Raw genomic sequence first — 16,049 nt, 5'->3', positions numbered from 1 at the left:
TGGGCGGCCGGATCGAGTCGGAGGATGAGGGGGCTGGCGACGATTGGAGCCTACATTATCAATAAAATATCGACAATTTCCCAATAAGCGTTTTTGCCAGGCTCGTCGGCAACAGGGCGTCGTCGTACACTTGCGACACTTTTCCAGCCCATTTTCGTCCCCGGAACCTCGTATGACGCGTCATCCCACCAAGATCGTTTCGTCGGAACATCTCGTCTCCGAGACCAGCGCGGAACTGTCCGAGCTCGAATACGCGCTGATCATGGCGGGCAACGCATTCAACCGCTGGATGGTGCGCTGCATGTCTGCGGCCGGCGACAAGGACATGACGGCGATCGAGGTGTCGCTGCTGCACCACGTGAGCCATCGCGAACGTCGCAAGAAACTCGCGGACATCTGCTTCGTGCTGAACATCGAGGACACGCACGTCGCGACTTACGCATTGAAAAAGCTCGTAGCTAGAGGGTACGTAAAAAGCGAAAAAACCGGCAAGGAAGTGTTCTTTTCCGCAACCGACGCAGGCCGCGAGCTATGCCTGAAGTATCGCGAGGTGCGCGAAAACTGCCTGATCTCGACGCTCAAGGAAAGCGGCCTGACCAACCAGCAGATCGGCGAGGCCGCGCAGTTGCTGCGCAATGCGTCGGGGTTGTACGACACGGCGGCGCGCGCGGCGGCTTCGCTCTAACCACGCAATACCGCGCAAGCGCCGCGCGTGACACGCCGCGCATCGCACGTTCAAGCCGGCAGCGCCGGATGAAACCCCGCCTCGGTGACGATCAGGTCGAGCGCAATGTCATGCGCCTCGCGTTCCAGCGTGTCGGTGCGGCACGCTTCGTAGGCGATGCCGACCGTGATCGGCTTGTGCGCGGCCGGCCAGCCGGCCAGCGTGCGATCGTAATAGCCGCCGCCATAGCCGAGGCGATAGCCGTCGGCATCGAAACCCACGCAGGGCACGAACAGCAGCTCGGGCAGCACCACTCGCCCCGAGGTGGGCTCCGCAATCTTGTGATGGCCGATTTTCATCGGAGTCACGGGCGTCCACGCATGGAACTCGAGCGCCATGCCACGTTCTTTGATGATTGGCAGACTGGCTTCGTGATGAGGGTTCGCAGCGAGCCAGATCGCGATCGCGCCGCGCGCGTCGAACTCGCCTGCGAGGGGCCAGTAGAACCCCACGCTTTGTACTGCGTAGTGCTTTAGCGCATCGAGCATCCGACGCCCGAGCGCGGCATTCTTCGCCGGCTCGCAAGCCGCTTGCAGACGGGTTTCCAGCAAGATCCGGCGCAGCGCCTTTTTCGCTGGCGGGACAGGGTTGCGTGCTATGCTTGGGTCCAATTCGCGCTCCAGAAACAACGATGTCAAAACGCCTTTTTCGAGTATATCGCGCGGCTGGTATCGCGCTGGCCGCTGCGGCGCTCGTCGCGTGCACCACCGCCTCGGCCGTCAAGCCTCTCCCGCTCTCGCAACTCACGAACGACGATCAGATTTTCGTCCAGCTTCGCGAAGCCGCGCGCACTAACGACGCGCCGCGCGCAGCTCAGCTCGCGAGCATGATCCCGAATTATCCGGCGCCGTCGTATCTTGAGTATTTTCAGATCAAGCCGCAGCTGTTCGATTCGAGTGGCCATGCGCTCGTCGACGCGCCTGATGCACCCGTGCTCGCGTTCCTGCAGAAGTACGACGGCCAGGCGATCGCCGATCGCATGCGCAACGACTACCTGACCGTGCTCGGCACGCGCCACGACTGGCGCAACTTCGACCAGCAATACGCGAAGTTCGTGCTCGACGACGACACCCAGGTGAAGTGCTACGCGCTCGAATCGCGCGCGTCGCGCGGCGAGAATGTCGCGGACGCGGCGCGGGCGCTGCTCGTCGATCCGAAATGGTACGGCGACGGTTGCGTCGATCTGATTACGGTGCTCGGCTTGAACCACCAGTTCAGCGCCGACGACATCTGGCAGCAGATCCGCCTTTCATACGAGCAGAACTACACGAGCACCGGCAGCAAGCTCGTTGACGCGTTCGGCGACCAGCCACCCGACCCGGTGCAGTTCGGCCAGGCGGTCAATACGCCGCCGCTGCTGCTTGCGCGCGGCGTCGGGCCTGACGCGCAATCGCATCAGCTGGCGCTGCTCGCAATCACGCGCATGGCGCGCAACGATCCGGCCATGGCCGCGGCCACGTTCGCGTCGGTCGCGCCGTCGCTGAATTCGCCGGAGCGTGCGATCGGCTGGGGCACCATCGGCTACCAGGGCGCGCTCAAGCAGGTGCCCGGCGCGGTTGACTGGTTCCGGCTGTCGGCGAACGCGCCGCTGTCGAATCCCGCCTATGAATGGCGCACCCGCAGCGCGTTGCTCGCCGGCGACTGGAACATGGTGCGCTGGTCGATCGAGCAGATGCCTGAATCGCTTCGCAAGCAGCCATCGTGGGTGTACTGGCACGCGCGCGCGCTGAAGCAGGCCGGCGACACGGCTACGGCCAACCAGGAATTCGAATCGATCGCGTCGAACTTCAACTTCTACGGTCAGCTCGCGCTCGAAGAGCTCGGCCAGAAGATCACCGTGCCGCCGAAAACCACCGTGACCGACGCGGAAGTGCAGCAGGCCGGCACCACGCCGGGCTTCGATCTCGCGCAGCGTTTCTATATGCTGAACCTGCGGCTCGAAGGCAATCGCGAGTGGAACTGGCCGTTGCGCAACATGACCGACCGGCAACTGCTCGCCGTCTCAGAGTACGCGCGCCGCATCCAGCTGTACGACCGCACCGTCAACACCGCGGACCGCACGAAGAGCGAGCACGACTTTTCGCTGCGTTACCTTTCGCCGTTCCGCGATATCGTCGAGCAGGACGCGCAGTCGAGCGGGCTCGATGTCGAGTGGGCGTACGGGCTGATCCGCCAGGAGTCGCGCTTCATCATCAACGCGCGCTCGGACGTCGGCGCGGGCGGCCTGATGCAGCTGATGCCGGCCACCGCGCAACTGGTCGCGAAGAAGATCGGTCTGGGCCCGGTGTCGCGCGAGCAGATGAACGACATCAACACCAACATCCTGCTCGGCACGAACTACCTGGCGATGATCTACAATCAGTTCGACGGGTCCGCCGTGCTGGCCACCGCTGGCTACAACGCAGGTCCGGGCCGTCCGCGCAACTGGCGGCAGTCGCTGCAGCGCCCGGTCGAAGGCGCGATCTTCGCCGAGGCGATTCCGTTCCAGGAGACTCGCGACTACGTGAAGAATGTGCTGTCCAACACGGTCTACTACGCGGCATTGTTCGAAGGCCGTCCGCAATCGCTGAAGGCGCGCCTGGGTTACATCGCACCGTAAGCGCCTTGCCGCCGCAACCTCGTTCCGAGGTTGCGGCGCGCTTCGCCAGCCGTTGCCGCGGCTTCCATCAGGGAGTCGAAAATGCGACATCAAGCCATCGCAGTCATCGGCGGCTCCGGGTTCATCGGCAGCTACCTCATCAATGCGCTCGTCGAGATGGGCAAAGACGTGCGCCTCGCCACACGGCGCCGCTACAACGCGCGCCATCTGACCATGCTGCCGATCGACGTGTTCGAAACCGACGTGTCCGATCCGGTACAGCTCGCGCGCTTCGTCGAAGGCGCCGATTGCGTGATCAACCTCGTCGGCATCCTCAATGGTAGACGCGGCAAGCCCTATGGGCAGGAGTTCGCGCATGCGCACGTCGAGCTGCCGACGCGCATCGTCGCCGCCTGCGAAGGCAAGGGCGTGCATCGCCTGATTCATCTGAGTGCGCTTGGCGCCGATCCGAACGGCCCGAGCATGTACTCGCGCTCGAAGGGCGACGGCGAAAAAGCCGTGCATGCGGCGAGCGTCGCGTGGACGATCTTCCGGCCGTCCGTCGTGTTCGGCCCCGAGGACGCGTTTCTGAACAAGTTCGCGTTCCTGCAGCGCGTGTTTCCGGCCATCCCGCTCGCGATGCCGGACGCGCAATTCCAGCCGGTCTATGTCGGCGACGTCGCGAAGGCGATTGTCAACGTGCTCGATCTCGATGGCGCGAGCGGCCGCACCTACGAGCTCGGCGGCCCGACCGTCTATACGCTCGAAGACCTGGTCTCGTATTGCGGCGACGTGATCGGCAAGCATGCGCGCATCATCCGTCTGCCCGAACCGCTCGCGCGCCTGCAGGCGCTGAGCTTCGAAATGGCGCCGGGCGAACCGGTGATTTCGCGCGACAATCTCGACTCGATGAAGGTCGCCAATATTCTGAGCGCACCGCTCGCGCCCGAGCTCGGACTCGAGCCGGTCAGCATCGAAGCGATCGTGCCGGCGTATCTGACCGGCGCGGCCAAGGGTTCACGACTCGACACGTTCCGCGCCAGCGCCGGGCGCTGAAACTCATTCCTCTCTCTTTAAAAAGAAGCATGAAACTGCTGATTGGTGACAAGAACTATTCGTCGTGGTCGATGCGCCCGTGGCTGCTGCTCACGCACTTCGGCATTCCGTTCGACGAGGAACTGATCTTCCTGAATGAGCCGGACACGAACGCGAAGGTCTGCGCTCAGGCGCCGCGCGCACCGGGCAAGGTACCGTGCCTGATCGATGACGCGGGACAAGCCGTATGGGATTCGCTTGCGATCGCCGAAACACTCGCCGAGCGCTATCCGCAGCACGCGCTGTGGCCGCGCGACGCAGCGGCGCGCGCGCACGCACGCAGCGTTAGCGCAGAGATGCATTCGGGCTTCGGCGAATTGCGCTCGAACAATTGGATGAATATCCGCGCGTCGTTCCCGGGCAAGAACGCGACGGCGGGCGCACTCGCCGATATTGCGCGGATCGGGACGATCTGGCGCGACTGCCTCGAAACCTACGGCGGCCCGTTCCTGTTCGGCGAATTCGGCATTGCCGACGCGATGTACGCGCCGGTCGCGATGCGCTTCAACACGTGGAAGCCGGCGCTGTCGGCGAGCGCGGCTGGCTATGTCGAGCGGCTTACCGCGCTGCCCGCGGTCAATGCATGGATCGACGCCGCGCGGCGCGAAACGCACGCCATTCCCTATCAAGACGAATGCCCATGAATATCTACGCAGTAGGCGGCGCGGTCCGAGACGAATTGCTCGGCGTACCGGTGAAGGACCGCGACTACGTGGTGGTTGGAGCGACGCCCGAGCAGATGGTCGCGCAGGGCTACCGCCCGGTGGGCAAGGACTTTCCGGTGTTCCTGCATCCGCAGACGCACGAGGAGTACGCGCTCGCGCGCACCGAGCGCAAGACGGCCGCCGGATACCACGGCTTCCAGTTCTTCTACGCACCCGACGTGACGCTCGAGGAGGACCTCGCGCGCCGCGATCTGACGATCAACGCGATGGCGCGCGAGGTGCGCCCGGACGGCGAGCCGACCGGCCCGGTCATCGATCCGTTCGACGGTCAGGCCGATCTGCAGGCGCGGCTCTTTCGCCATGTCAGCGCTGCGTTCCTCGAAGATCCGGTGCGGATTCTGCGCATCGCGCGTTTCGCGGCGCGTTTCGTCGATTTCACGGTCGCGCCGGAGACGATGGCGCTGATGCGCGAGATGGTCGCCGACGGCGAAGCCGATGCGCTGGTGGCCGAGCGCGTGTGGCAGGAGGTCTCGCGCGGACTGATGGAGAAGAAGCCGTCGCGGATGTTCGACGTGCTGCGCGAATGCGGCGCGCTCGCGCGGGTCCTGCCGGAGATCGACGCGCTGTTCGGCGTGCCGCAGCGCGCCGACTATCACCCCGAGGTCGATACCGGCATCCACGTGATGATGGTGCTCGACCATGCCGCGCAGCAGGGCTACACGCTGCCGGTGCGGTTCGCGGCGCTGACGCATGATCTCGGCAAGGCGACCACGCCCGAGGACGTGCTGCCGCGGCATATCGGCCACGAAGGGCGCAGCGTCGATCTGCTCAAGCCGCTGTGCGAGCGGCTGCGCGTGCCGAACGAGTGCCGCGATCTCGCGGTGCTGGTCGCGCGCGAGCACGGCAATATTCATCGCGTGATGGGGATGGGGGCGGCGGCGCTGGTGCGCCTGTTCGAGCGCAGCGACGCGATCCGCAAACCGGCGCGCTTTGCCGAGGCATTGCAGGCCTGCGAGTCCGATGCGCGCGGGCGGCTTGGCTTCGAGATGAGCGACTATCCGCAGGCGGAGCGGCTGAGGGTGGCGCTAGTCGCTGTGCGCGGAGTCGATGCGGGGGCCGTCGCCAGGCGGCTCGCCGATGCGCCGGCCGGCATCAAGGACGCCGTACATGAGGAGCGGGTGCGCGCGGTAGAAGCGGCGCTCGCGTGAAGTCGCGCGGGCGTAAAGTGGCGCGCGGCGCCTACAACGCCCGCGCCAGCAGCGACAACAGCATCGACAGCACCAGCGTCGACATGAACGGAAACGGATACTCGCGACCAAACAGCCGCAAGGTCACGTCGCCGGGCATCCGGCCGATGCCGAGCTTCCTCAGCCACGGCCAGCACGACGACAGCACCGCGACGGCCACGAAGGTAGTCAGAAGCCAGCGGATCATCGCGCGTCCTCGTGCCTGGGCGGATTCACAATCACAGCGTATGCGAGCGGTCGCCGTTCGAAAAGGCGCGTAGCGTGTCGTCGAGTCCGCGCGAAAACGCGATCACCTTGAAGAGTTCACCCATCTCCGCCTCGGAGAGCAGCTTCTGCACCGCGTTGGCTGCGGGCAGAAAGCGCGCGGTGTCGTCGGGATCGATTTCGCCGAGCGCCTCGGTGACGCCCGCATTCAGCAGGAAGCGCGCTTGCGACGTGAAGCCGAGCAGGTCCGCGCCGGTTTCGACGCCCGCTTCGGCAATGCCGGTGAATTCGACGTGCGCGGTGATGTCCTGCAGACCGGGGTACAGGAACGGGTCGCCGTGCGCGCGGTGCCGGTAGTGGCACATCAGCGTGCCCTGCGCGCGCTGGTCGTGGTAGTACTCGTGGCGCGGAAAGCCGTAGTCGATCAGGAAAATCGCACCGCGCGCGAGCATCGTGCAGATGGTGCGCGTGAAGGCGCGCGCGGCTTCGTGCGTTTCGGTCACGTAGTCGTCGCCGGCGGGGTCGCGCGTCGTGTCGATTTCGGCGAGCAGCGCGAGGTCCTCGGCGGCCGCGACCGGCCGGTCGTCAAATCCGAATGCGGCGTCTCGCCACACCACGCCGCGCTCGTGCCAGACGCCGCCGCTATGGGCGAAGAGCCGTACCGGCATCGCGTCGAGCACCTCGTTGCCGATCACGACGCCCTCGAAGCGCTCCGGCAATGCGTCGAGCCAGTGCACTTTCGCGAGCAACGCGGGCGCTGCCGCCGCGATCGTCTCGCGCTGCCGCTCGCGCAGCTCACCCGACAGATCGACGATCGAATAGCTGTCGAATTCCGCGCCGAGCGTGTCGAGCGCATTGAGCAGCCCGGCGGCGAGCTTGCCGGTGCCCGCGCCGAACTCGATGACGTCGCGCGTGCCGCTCGCCTCCAACGCTTCGGCGACCGGGCGCGCGAGCGTCGCGGCGAAGAGGGGCGACAGTTCCGGCGCGGTGACGAAGTCGCTGCCGTCGTCGGCGCGCAGGCCGAATTTGCGCGCACCGCCGCTGTAGTAGCCGAGCCCCGGCGCGTACAGCGCGCGCTCCATGTAGCGGTCGAACGGCAGCCAGCCGCCGGTCGCGTCGAGCTGCGCGCGGATCGCGGCGACCAGCGCGTCGGACTGCGCGAGCGCGCTCGGGCCGGGAGCAGGTAAACTATCGGGTTGGTGAGCTTTCGGATTCATCCCCGCATTGTAAATGACCGTCTCTCCGGACATCGCTGCCCGCGCGGCCGACTTGCCGCCCGAAATGCCTCGCGTCGTGCTGGTTACCGGCGCCGCGCGCCGCATCGGGCGCGCGCTTGCGCTCGGCTTCGCCGCGCGCGGCTGGGATGTGGCCGTGCACTACGGTGCGTCGCGCGAGGAAGCCGACGAAGTGGTCGCGCAAATCGTCGCGCTGGGCCGCCGCGCGATCGCGCTGCACGCCGATCTCGGTGACGAAGCGCAGGTCGCGCGGCTGCTGCCGGACTGTATCGCCGCGCTGGGGCGGCCGTCGTGCATCGTCAACAACGCGTCGCGCTTCGAGGAAGACACGGCGCGCGATGTCGGCTACGAGCTGCTGCTGAAGCTGACCGCGATGAACCTAGGCGCGCCACTCGTGCTCGCGCGGATGCTGTACGACGCGACCCCCGATGCCGCGTCGCGCGACGAAAGCCAGCGCGGTGTTGTCATCAATGTGCTGGACCAGAAGCTGTACAACATGAACCCGGACTATCTGTCGTACACGCTGTCGAAGGCGGCGTTGCAGACTGCGACGGTCGCGCTCGCTCAGGCGCTCGCGCCGAAGCTCCGGGTGGTCGGGCTCGCGCCCGGCCTGACCATGCAATCGGGCGACCAGACCCAGGACGGGTTTGAAGCCGCTCACCGTATGACGCCTCTTGGCCGTGCGTCGCGGCCCGAGGATATCGTCGCCGCCGCGCTGTATCTCGCGGATGCAGCCGGCGTCACCGGAACGACGCTGGTGGTCGACGGCGGGCAGCATCTCGTGCCGCTGCCGCGCGACGTGATGTTTTTGACGGGCGCCTGACACGCGCACGCGGCTTGCCTTGCCGAGGCGGCCGTCGCGCGTGGTGAAGTGCCCCTTTGCGTGCAAGCGCACGCTTTTTTGATTGGAACGAACATGTTTGCCGCTCTTTCGCACCCCCGGCTCGCCGATTGCCGCCGGCTCTTTCTGCGCAATTACGAAGTGCACATCAATATCGGCGTGCACGACTTCGAAAAGCGTGGCGAACAGCGCGTCGTGATCAACGTCGAACTGTTCGTGCCGCTCGCGATGTCCACGCCGGTGCACGACAAGCTCAACGAAGTCGTCGACTACGACTTCATGCGCTCGACGATCGCCAAGCGCGTCTCACAAGGCCATATCCATCTGCAGGAAACGCTGTGCGACGATCTCGTGCGCGCCATGCTCGAGCATCCGCAAGTGCGCGGCGCGCGCGTGTCGACCGAGAAGCCGGATGTGTATCCGGACTGCGATGCGGTCGGCGTCGAAGTCTTCCGCATCAAGGAGGATTGAGCGATGAATGCGCCGGAAATGCTGAACCAGGGCGACGGAGCCACCGAGGCCACGCAAACCGCCCGCGCCTCGAAAATGCCGCTCACGCGCCGCGAGCAGAAGGAAGCGTACGAGAACAACAAGCTGTTCAAGCGCCTCGCGCGCCAGGTCGGCCAGGCGATCGGCGACTACAACATGATCGAGGACGGCGACAAGGTGATGGTGTGCCTGTCGGGCGGCAAAGACAGTTACGCGATGCTCGAGATCCTGATGCGGCTGCGCGAGCGCGCGCCGATCAATTTCGACATCGTCGCGGTGAACCTCGACCAGAAGCAGCCGGGCTTCCCCGAGCACGTGCTGCCGGAATACCTGACGCAGCTCGACATCCCGTTTCATATCGAGAACCAGGACACCTACAGCATCGTCAAGCGGCTCGTGCCGGAGGGCAAGACCACCTGCTCGCTGTGCTCGCGGCTGCGGCGCGGCATCCTGTACCGCGTCGCGGGCGAGCTCGGCGCGACCAAGATCGCGCTCGGCCATCATCGCGACGACATCCTGCAGACGCTGCTGCTGAACCTGTTCTACGGCGGCAAGCTGAAGGGCATGCCACCCAAGCTGCAATCGGACGACGGCAAGAACATCGTGATCCGGCCGCTCGCCTACGTGAAGGAAACCGATCTGGAGAAGTACGCGGAGCTGCGCGAATTCCCGATCATTCCGTGCAATCTTTGCGGTAGCCAACCGAACCTCAAGCGCGCGGAAATGAAGGCGCTGGTCCGCGACTGGGAGAAGCGCTTCCCGGGCCGCATCGAGAACATGTTCAACGCGTTGTCGAACGTGGTGCCGTCGCACCTGATGGATCATCAGCTGTTTCCGTTCAAGGGGCTGCGCGCGACTGGCGAGGCCGATCCGCAAGGCGATATCGCGTTCGACGAAGAACCGTGCTCGACCGGCGACGAAGGCGCACCGCTCACCGGCGCGAAGACCATTTCGCTGGTCCAGTTCGACGACCTCTGACAACGCCTGTCGAACAGTGTCTGGTCTGCAGGCATTCCGGCGGCTTTCCGCCGGTTTGCCACCCCTGCCGAGGCCGCGTCAGCGGCCTTTGTTGCAGGTGCAGCATGATAGAATCCTCCGCTCCAAACTCGTCTGATTACCGACGCCATGAACATCGTGATTTTGGCGGCAGGTACCGGCAAGCGCATGCGGTCCGCGCTTCCCAAGGTGCTCCATCCTCTGGCCGGCCGGCCGCTCCTCGCTCATGTCATCGACACCGCTCGCGCGCTCAAGCCCGCGCGTCTGATCGTCGTGATCGGTCACGGCGCCGAAGCCGTGCGTGAAGCCGTCGCGGCGCCTGATCTTCAATTCGTGGTGCAGGAGCAGCAGCTCGGCACCGGCCACGCGGTGCAGCAGGCGCTGCCGCTGCTCGATCCCTCACTGCCCACGCTGGTGCTCTATGGCGACGTGCCGCTCACGCGCGCGGAAACGCTGCGTGCGCTGACCGGGCGCGCCGGTCAGGACGGCTACGGCGTGCTCACCGTCACGCTCGACGACCCGACCGGCTACGGCCGCATCGTGCGCGATCAGCATGGCAAGGTGCAGCGCATCGTCGAACAGAAGGACGCCAGCCCTGAACAGCTGAGGATCGCCGAAATCAACACCGGCATCATGGTCGTACCGACCGCGCGCCTCGCCGGCTGGCTAGCGGCGCTGAAAAACGACAACGCGCAAGGTGAGTTCTATCTGACCGACGCGGTCGAGATGGCGATCGAAGCCGGCCTCGAAGTCGTCACCACGCAACCCGACGACGAATGGGAAACGCTCGGCGTGAACAGTAAGCAGCAGCTCGCCGAGCTCGAGCGGATTCAGCAGCGCAATGTCGCCGACACGCTGCTCGTCGCGGGCGTGACGCTCGCCGATCCGGCGCGAGTCGACGTGCGCGGCACGCTCGAATGCGGGCGCGACGTGTCGATCGACGTGAACTGCGTGTTCGAAGGCCGCGTGACGCTGGCCGATAACGTCAGCATCGGGCCGAACTGCGTGATCCGCAACGCGAGTCTCGGCGCCGGCACGCGCGTCGATGCGTTCACACACATCGAAGGTGCGGAAGTTGGCGCGAAGGTCGTGCTCGGTCCGTATGCGCGCTTGCGTCCAGGCGCGGCGCTGCAGGACGAGTCTCATGTAGGAAACTTCGTCGAGATCAAGAACGCGGTGCTCGGTCATGGCTCGAAAGCCAACCACCTCACCTATATCGGCGACGCCGATATAGGCGCGCGCGTGAATATCGGCGCGGGCACGATCACCTGCAACTATGACGGCGCCAACAAATTCCGCACCGTGATCGAGGACGACGTGTTCGTCGGCTCCGACACGCAGCTCGTCGCGCCGGTGCGCGTGCAGCGCGGCGCGACGATTGCGGCCGGCACCACGGTCTGGAAGGACGTCGCCGCCGATGCGCTGGTGTTGAACGACAAGACTCAAACGAGCAAGACCGGTTACGTGCGCCCGGTCAAAAAGAAAAGCTGATCGATATGGCGCGCCCACGAGGCGCGCTCACTGAATCCGGCACTGAAAAGGAATACACCATGTGCGGCATTGTCGGCGCGGTTGCGCAACGTAATATCGTTTCCGTCCTGATCGAAGGACTGCGGCGCCTCGAATATCGCGGCTACGATTCGTGCGGCGTCGCCGTGCTCGGCGGGCGCGGCCCGACCCGCGCGCGCAGCGTTGCGCGCGTCGCCGACCTCGAAGGCCAGGTGCGCGACGGAAACCTCGAAGGCGTGACGGGGATCGCGCATACGCGCTGGGCCACGCACGGCGCGCCGGTCACCGACAACGCGCATCCGATCTTCTCGCGGGATGCGCTCGCATTGGTACACAACGGCATCATCGAGAACTATGAGGTGCTGCGCGAAACGCTGCGGGGCAAGGGTTACGAGTTCGTCTCGCAGACCGACACCGAGGTTATCGCGCACCTGATCCACAGCCTGTATCGCGGCGATCTGTTCGCGGCGGTGCACGCGGCAATCGCGCAACTGCACGGCGCGTATGCGATCGCGGTGTTGCACAAGGACCAGCCGCATACGGTGGTCGGCGCGCGCCAGGGCTCGCCGCTCGTGGTCGGACTCGGCGACGTTGAGAACTTCCTCGCGTCCGACGCGCTCGCGCTCGCGGGCAGCACCGAGCGCTTCATCTTCCTCGAGGAAGGCGACGTCTGCGAACTGTCGCTCGATGGCGTGCGCATCGTCGATCGCCAGGGCGATGCCGCGCAACGCGAGGTGCGGCAGGTAGCGTCGTATGGCGGGGCGGTCGAACTCGGCCCGTATCGCCATTTCATGCAGAAGGAAATTTTCGAGCAGCCGCGCGCGATCACCGACACGATTGCCCAGGCCGATGCGTTCGATGCGTCGATTTTCGGTGAAGGCGCGGGCCAGGTGTTCGCGGACATCAACAGCCTGCTGATTCTCGCGTGCGGCACGAGCTACTACTCGGGGCTCACAGCCAAGTACTGGCTCGAATCGCTCGCGAAGATTCCGACCCAGGTCGAGATCGCTAGCGAGTACCGCTATCGCGAGTCGGTGCCGAATCCGAAGTCGCTGGTGGTGGTGATTTCGCAGTCAGGCGAAACCGCGGACACGCTCGCGGCGCTCAAGCACGCGCAGGAGCTCGGCCACAAGCATACGCTCGCAATCTGCAACGTCGGCACGAGCGCGATGGTTCGGCAGACGGAGTTGTCGTTCCTCACGCACGCGGGCCGCGAGATCGGTGTCGCGTCGACCAAGGCGTTCACGACGCAGCTGGTCGCGCTGTTCACGCTGGCCGCGACGCTCGCGAAGCTGCGCGGTCGCCTGAACCACGAGCAGGAAGCGGATTATCTGAAGCAGTTGCGCCACCTGCCGGCTGCGCTCAACAGCGTGCTCGCGCTGGAGCCGCAGATCATCGCGTGGTCGGAAGAGTTCTCGCGCAAGGAACACGCGTTGTTCCTCGGACGCGGCCTGCACTATCCGATCGCGCTCGAAGGCGCGCTGAAGCTGAAGGAAATTTCGTATATCCATGCCGAGGCGTATCCGGCTGGCGAACTCAAGCATGGGCCGCTGGCGCTCGTGACCGAAGCGATGCCGGTGGTGACGGTCGCGCCGAACGACGCGCTGCTCGAAAAGCTGAAGTCGAACATCCAGGAAGTGCGCGCGCGCGGCGGCCAGCTTTATGTATTTGCCGATGCGGATACGAAGATCGTCAACGGCGAGGGACTGCATGTGATCCGGATGCCGGAGCACTATGGCTTGCTGTCGCCGATTCTGCACGTCGTGCCGCTGCAGTTGCTCGCGTATCACACCGCTTGTGCGCGCGGCACGGATGTGGATAAGCCGCGGAACCTGGCGAAGTCGGTGACGGTGGAGTGAGGAAGCGGGCATAGCGGCAAACTGAACTGAGCTACAGGCTCAGGCGAAATTAGCCACACCGCCATGCGGTGTGGCTGACGAATCATCCACTGCTTCAGTCGGCATCCGTTGATCCTCGATGCCTCGACGTGACGACGCCACATCGACTACCCTCTGTCGACATCCCCGTGGCCTCGTCACCATGAAGACCTCATCCCCCAACACGCTAACCGCGAAGCTCAAGTCGCGAATCGTCCTGATCGCGCTGTTCGTCGGTTCGATGTGGGCGGTATTCTTTCTGTCGGTTGCATTGCCGTTCCTGCATCTGAACGAGCACGGCGTCGTGCCGCGTTCGCTCGGCGGCCTGCAAGGCATCCTGTTCGCGCCGTGGCTGCATGCGAGCCTGGGGCACATCGCCGCCAACACGAGCGGGCTCATCGTACTCGGCTGGCTGTGTACGTGGCCAGACATCGCCGGCTTCTTTCGTGCGACCCTCGGCGCGATGCTCGGAGCGGGCCTTTGCGCGTGGCTTTTCGGCGCGCCGGATTCGGTGCATATCGGCGCCAGCGGGCTGGTGTTCGGCTATGCGGGCTATCTGGTCGCACGCGGCTACTACGCGCGCAATCTCGTGTCGATCCTCGTGGCCCTGGTCGTTGTCAGCAGCTACGGTCTGAGCCTGCTGTTCGGCGTGCTGCCTATCTATCCAGATGTGTCGTGGCAGAGCCATATCGGCGGCGTGCTCGGTGGTGTGCTCGCCGCGCGTGCGCGGGCTGGCGCGGCAAGCCGGGTACGCGTGCGCTGACCGACTCGCGCGTGTTCGCGCATCGGTATATCGCCGGGTAATCGACGAATCCTATAACTCTGGCCGCGCCAGATCGCTCGCGACGATGTGTTCGCCATAAACCTGTGCGGCCGCAAGCGCTTCGAGCCGGCTCGCGTGCGGGCCCAGTTCGGGCGCGCCATCGAACGGAAACAGCACGCGGCCGTCGGTCGTGCGCACCACCTTCAGCACACCAAAAAAGCGCCGGTAGCCGGCCATCTTCGCGCTCGCCGAAATCTCGAAGTCGTCCTCCGACGTGCCGGGGACGCTGGGAATAAACGCGGTCTTGCTCATAGCTGAAAACATCGGTTGTTCATTGAAGCGGCGCGCAACGATAAGCGTGGCCGACGGGCATTGTCTCAAATCCGCGCGAAGCGTGAATCGAGTGGGCAACCCTCGGTGGCGCGAGCAAGCGCGCGATCCCAACACGTTCGATGTTTCGCCAATGGATTGATTGGTGAACCAACGTCAACTTTCACGGAAATGTCATGGGTGCTCCCTAAAGTCTGCCCGCAATTGAGACAGCCATCACTACATGGCAACAAAAGACAACAACAGAGGGCAACCAACATGTCACACCGCATCGGGTTACGCGCGTTCCTCATGGCCGCTTGCGCGGCTTTAATCGCTTTGATCGTGGCCGCCTGCGGCTCGTCTTCTTCCGGCGGGCTGCAATTGACCGGACAGCAGCAGATTCGCCACGTCTTCGTGATCACGCTCGAAAACGAAAATTACGCGACCACGTTCGGCGCGAACACCAAGGCGCCGTATCTGGCGCAGACGCTCGCTTCGCAAGGCGCGCTCGTGCAGCAGTACTACGGCACCGGCCACGTGAGCCTCGACAACTACATCGCGATGATCAGCGGCCAGTCGGCAACCAACGAGACCGATAACGACTGCATGACCTATCAGGACTTCAAGCTCACCGGCATGACGTCCGATGGCCAGGCGATCGGCTCCGGCTGCGTGTATCCGGCGAGCGTGAAGACGCTGCCGGACCAGCTCACGGCAGCGGGCTATACGTGGAAGGGCTATGAAGGCGACATGGGCAACGACCCGTCGCGCGAAGCCGCCACCTGCGGCCACCCGACGCTGAACACGACGGACCTGACGGAGTCGGCCGAAGCGCCGAGCGCGGCCGTGCCGCTCGGTGACCAGTACGCGACGCGCCACAACCCGTTCATGTACTTCCACTCGATCATCGATTCGCCGGACTGCGGGACGCACGTCGTCAATCTGAATAACCTGCAGAACGACCTGCAATCGGTTTCGACCACCGCGAACTTCAACCTGATCACGCCGAACCTGTGTGACGACGGCCACGACGCGCCTTGCGTGAACGGCCAGCCGGGTGGCCTGACGAGCGCGAACACGTTCCTGCAGAAGTGGGTGCCGATCATCACCGCGTCGCCGGCGTTCCAGAAGGACGGTCTGCTGATCATCAACTTCGACGAAAGCAGCTACGCGACGGTCACAACTTCCGCATCGGGCGAGGATCTGGTCTTTTCCGGCACGACCTGCTGCAGCCAGCAACCGGGCCCGAACCTGCCGTCGTTCCCGGAGACCTCGTCGCTCGCGTATAAGGGCGTCACGATCAACCTGACCAAGACGAGCTACGGCGGCGACCAGACCGGCGCGGTGATGATCTCGAAGTTCATCAAGCCGGGCACGGTGTCGACGGTGCCGTACAACCACTATTCGATGCTGAAGAGCATCGAGGATATCTTCCAGCTCGGCTACCTCGGTTATGCGGGGCAGGCGGGTCTGGTCGGATTCGGCAGCGATATCTTCACGAACCTCTAAAAGAC

The 16,049-nt window shown here is 64.8% G+C and carries 16 protein-coding genes; 12 read left to right on the top strand and 4 right to left on the bottom strand.

Features of this window, described 5'->3' with window-relative positions; translation table 11 throughout:
* Window positions 1-172 precede the first annotated feature (172 nt).
* Complete coding sequence (locus L0U81_RS15020) at window positions 173-685, top strand: winged helix DNA-binding protein (RefSeq protein ID WP_233803837.1); 513 nt, start codon at window positions 173-175, stop codon at window positions 683-685.
* A 50-nt stretch (window positions 686-735) separates the two neighbouring features.
* Here the strand turns inward: L0U81_RS15020 and L0U81_RS15015 are convergent, their stop codons facing one another.
* Window positions 736-1,278, bottom strand: a complete 543-nt coding sequence (locus tag L0U81_RS15015; protein ID WP_233804354.1) for a 5-formyltetrahydrofolate cyclo-ligase — start codon at window positions 1,276-1,278, stop codon at window positions 736-738.
* A gap of 77 nt (window positions 1,279-1,355) precedes the next feature.
* On the opposite strand from L0U81_RS15015, the gene L0U81_RS15010 reads away from it, so the two are divergent.
* The 4 genes from L0U81_RS15010 to L0U81_RS14995 all read left to right on the top strand — a co-directional run bounded on the left by L0U81_RS15010 (window position 1,356) and on the right by L0U81_RS14995 (window position 6,270).
* Window positions 1,356-3,323, top strand: coding sequence for a lytic transglycosylase domain-containing protein (locus L0U81_RS15010; RefSeq protein WP_233803835.1), 1,968 nt, complete (start codon window positions 1,356-1,358; stop codon window positions 3,321-3,323).
* A gap of 81 nt (window positions 3,324-3,404) precedes the next feature.
* Window positions 3,405-4,358, top strand: coding sequence for a complex I NDUFA9 subunit family protein (locus L0U81_RS15005; RefSeq protein ID WP_233803833.1), 954 nt, complete (start codon window positions 3,405-3,407; stop codon window positions 4,356-4,358).
* A gap of 29 nt (window positions 4,359-4,387) precedes the next feature.
* Entirely contained in the window at window positions 4,388-5,041 is a 654-nt protein-coding gene (locus L0U81_RS15000) for a glutathione S-transferase family protein (protein WP_233803831.1), read from the top strand.
* A complete protein-coding gene (locus L0U81_RS14995) occupies window positions 5,038-6,270 on the top strand; it encodes a multifunctional CCA addition/repair protein (protein ID WP_233803829.1) in 1,233 nt (410 codons plus the stop codon). Before L0U81_RS15000 ends, L0U81_RS14995 begins: the two co-directional genes overlap by 4 nt.
* A 31-nt stretch (window positions 6,271-6,301) precedes the next feature.
* On the opposite strand, the gene L0U81_RS14990 is transcribed toward L0U81_RS14995, so the two are convergent.
* Both L0U81_RS14990 and L0U81_RS14985 read right to left on the bottom strand, forming a co-directional pair.
* Complete coding sequence (locus L0U81_RS14990) at window positions 6,302-6,496, bottom strand: DUF2905 domain-containing protein (protein WP_027199138.1); 195 nt, start codon at window positions 6,494-6,496, stop codon at window positions 6,302-6,304.
* 31 nt (window positions 6,497-6,527) lie between these two features.
* On the bottom strand, window positions 6,528-7,730 hold the full coding sequence (locus tag L0U81_RS14985) for a class I SAM-dependent methyltransferase (protein ID WP_233803827.1): 1,203 nt from the start codon (window positions 7,728-7,730) through the stop codon (window positions 6,528-6,530).
* Window positions 7,731-7,743: 13 nt separating this feature from the next.
* Between L0U81_RS14985 and L0U81_RS14980 the strand changes: the two genes are divergently transcribed.
* The 6 genes from L0U81_RS14980 to L0U81_RS14955 all read left to right on the top strand — a co-directional run bounded on the left by L0U81_RS14980 (window position 7,744) and on the right by L0U81_RS14955 (window position 14,223).
* Window positions 7,744-8,571 carry an SDR family oxidoreductase gene (locus tag L0U81_RS14980; RefSeq protein ID WP_233803825.1) on the top strand — a complete coding sequence of 276 codons (828 nt, stop codon included), beginning with the start codon at window positions 7,744-7,746 and terminating at the stop codon, window positions 8,569-8,571.
* A gap of 93 nt (window positions 8,572-8,664) precedes the next feature.
* Window positions 8,665-9,060: a dihydroneopterin aldolase gene (locus L0U81_RS14975; RefSeq protein WP_062124935.1), complete on the top strand. Its 396-nt coding sequence runs from the start codon at window positions 8,665-8,667 to the stop codon at window positions 9,058-9,060.
* 3 nt (window positions 9,061-9,063) lie between these two features.
* Window positions 9,064-10,056, top strand: coding sequence for a tRNA 2-thiocytidine(32) synthetase TtcA (gene ttcA, locus L0U81_RS14970; RefSeq protein WP_442793410.1), 993 nt, complete (start codon window positions 9,064-9,066; stop codon window positions 10,054-10,056).
* 147 nt (window positions 10,057-10,203) lie between these two features.
* Window positions 10,204-11,565: a bifunctional UDP-N-acetylglucosamine diphosphorylase/glucosamine-1-phosphate N-acetyltransferase GlmU gene (gene glmU, locus L0U81_RS14965; protein WP_233803823.1), complete on the top strand. Its 1,362-nt coding sequence runs from the start codon at window positions 10,204-10,206 to the stop codon at window positions 11,563-11,565.
* A gap of 59 nt (window positions 11,566-11,624) precedes the next feature.
* Window positions 11,625-13,442: a glutamine--fructose-6-phosphate transaminase (isomerizing) gene (glmS, locus tag L0U81_RS14960; RefSeq protein ID WP_233803821.1), complete on the top strand. Its 1,818-nt coding sequence runs from the start codon at window positions 11,625-11,627 to the stop codon at window positions 13,440-13,442.
* A gap of 181 nt (window positions 13,443-13,623) precedes the next feature.
* The gene (locus L0U81_RS14955; RefSeq protein WP_233803819.1) at window positions 13,624-14,223 is read left to right on the top strand and encodes a rhomboid family intramembrane serine protease; all 600 of its coding nucleotides are present in this window, start codon (window positions 13,624-13,626) and stop codon (window positions 14,221-14,223) included.
* Window positions 14,224-14,274: 51 nt separating this feature from the next.
* Here the strand turns inward: L0U81_RS14955 and L0U81_RS14950 are convergent, their stop codons facing one another.
* Window positions 14,275-14,535 (bottom strand): DUF6723 family protein, encoded by a 261-nt coding sequence (locus tag L0U81_RS14950; RefSeq protein WP_090805534.1) that lies wholly within the window; start codon window positions 14,533-14,535, stop codon window positions 14,275-14,277.
* 276 nt (window positions 14,536-14,811) lie between these two features.
* On the opposite strand from L0U81_RS14950, the gene L0U81_RS14945 reads away from it, so the two are divergent.
* Window positions 14,812-16,044, top strand: a complete 1,233-nt coding sequence (locus L0U81_RS14945) for an alkaline phosphatase family protein (protein ID WP_233803817.1) — start codon at window positions 14,812-14,814, stop codon at window positions 16,042-16,044.
* Window positions 16,045-16,049: the final 5 nt, after the last annotated feature.

It is taken from the genome of Paraburkholderia sp. HP33-1 (assembly GCF_021390595.1).
Taxonomy (GTDB): Bacteria; Pseudomonadota; Gammaproteobacteria; order Burkholderiales; family Burkholderiaceae; genus Paraburkholderia.
Note: the sequence above shows the minus strand (reverse complement) of the source record. Positions and strands in the feature narration are given on the sequence as shown.

Excerpts from the sequence above, each read along its gene's own strand:
- L0U81_RS15020 (WP_233803837.1), top strand. The coding sequence starts at position 173 with ATGACGCGTCATCCCACCAAGATCGTTTCGTCGGAACATCTCGTCTCC.
- L0U81_RS15010 (WP_233803835.1), top strand. The coding sequence starts at position 1,356 with ATGTCAAAACGCCTTTTTCGAGTATATCGCGCGGCTGGTATCGCGCTG.
- L0U81_RS15005 (WP_233803833.1), top strand. The coding sequence starts at position 3,405 with ATGCGACATCAAGCCATCGCAGTCATCGGCGGCTCCGGGTTCATCGGC.
- L0U81_RS15000 (WP_233803831.1), top strand. The coding sequence starts at position 4,388 with ATGAAACTGCTGATTGGTGACAAGAACTATTCGTCGTGGTCGATGCGC.
- L0U81_RS14995 (WP_233803829.1), top strand. The coding sequence starts at position 5,038 with ATGAATATCTACGCAGTAGGCGGCGCGGTCCGAGACGAATTGCTCGGC.
- L0U81_RS14990 (WP_027199138.1), bottom strand. The coding sequence starts at position 6,496 with ATGATCCGCTGGCTTCTGACTACCTTCGTGGCCGTCGCGGTGCTGTCG.
- L0U81_RS14985 (WP_233803827.1), bottom strand. The coding sequence starts at position 7,730 with ATGAATCCGAAAGCTCACCAACCCGATAGTTTACCTGCTCCCGGCCCG.
- L0U81_RS14980 (WP_233803825.1), top strand. The coding sequence starts at position 7,744 with ATGACCGTCTCTCCGGACATCGCTGCCCGCGCGGCCGACTTGCCGCCC.
- L0U81_RS14975 (WP_062124935.1), top strand. The coding sequence starts at position 8,665 with ATGTTTGCCGCTCTTTCGCACCCCCGGCTCGCCGATTGCCGCCGGCTC.
- ttcA (WP_442793410.1), top strand. The coding sequence starts at position 9,064 with ATGAATGCGCCGGAAATGCTGAACCAGGGCGACGGAGCCACCGAGGCC.
- glmU (WP_233803823.1), top strand. The coding sequence starts at position 10,204 with ATGAACATCGTGATTTTGGCGGCAGGTACCGGCAAGCGCATGCGGTCC.
- glmS (WP_233803821.1), top strand. The coding sequence starts at position 11,625 with ATGTGCGGCATTGTCGGCGCGGTTGCGCAACGTAATATCGTTTCCGTC.
- L0U81_RS14955 (WP_233803819.1), top strand. The coding sequence starts at position 13,624 with ATGAAGACCTCATCCCCCAACACGCTAACCGCGAAGCTCAAGTCGCGA.
- L0U81_RS14950 (WP_090805534.1), bottom strand. The coding sequence starts at position 14,535 with ATGAGCAAGACCGCGTTTATTCCCAGCGTCCCCGGCACGTCGGAGGAC.
- L0U81_RS14945 (WP_233803817.1), top strand. The coding sequence starts at position 14,812 with ATGTCACACCGCATCGGGTTACGCGCGTTCCTCATGGCCGCTTGCGCG.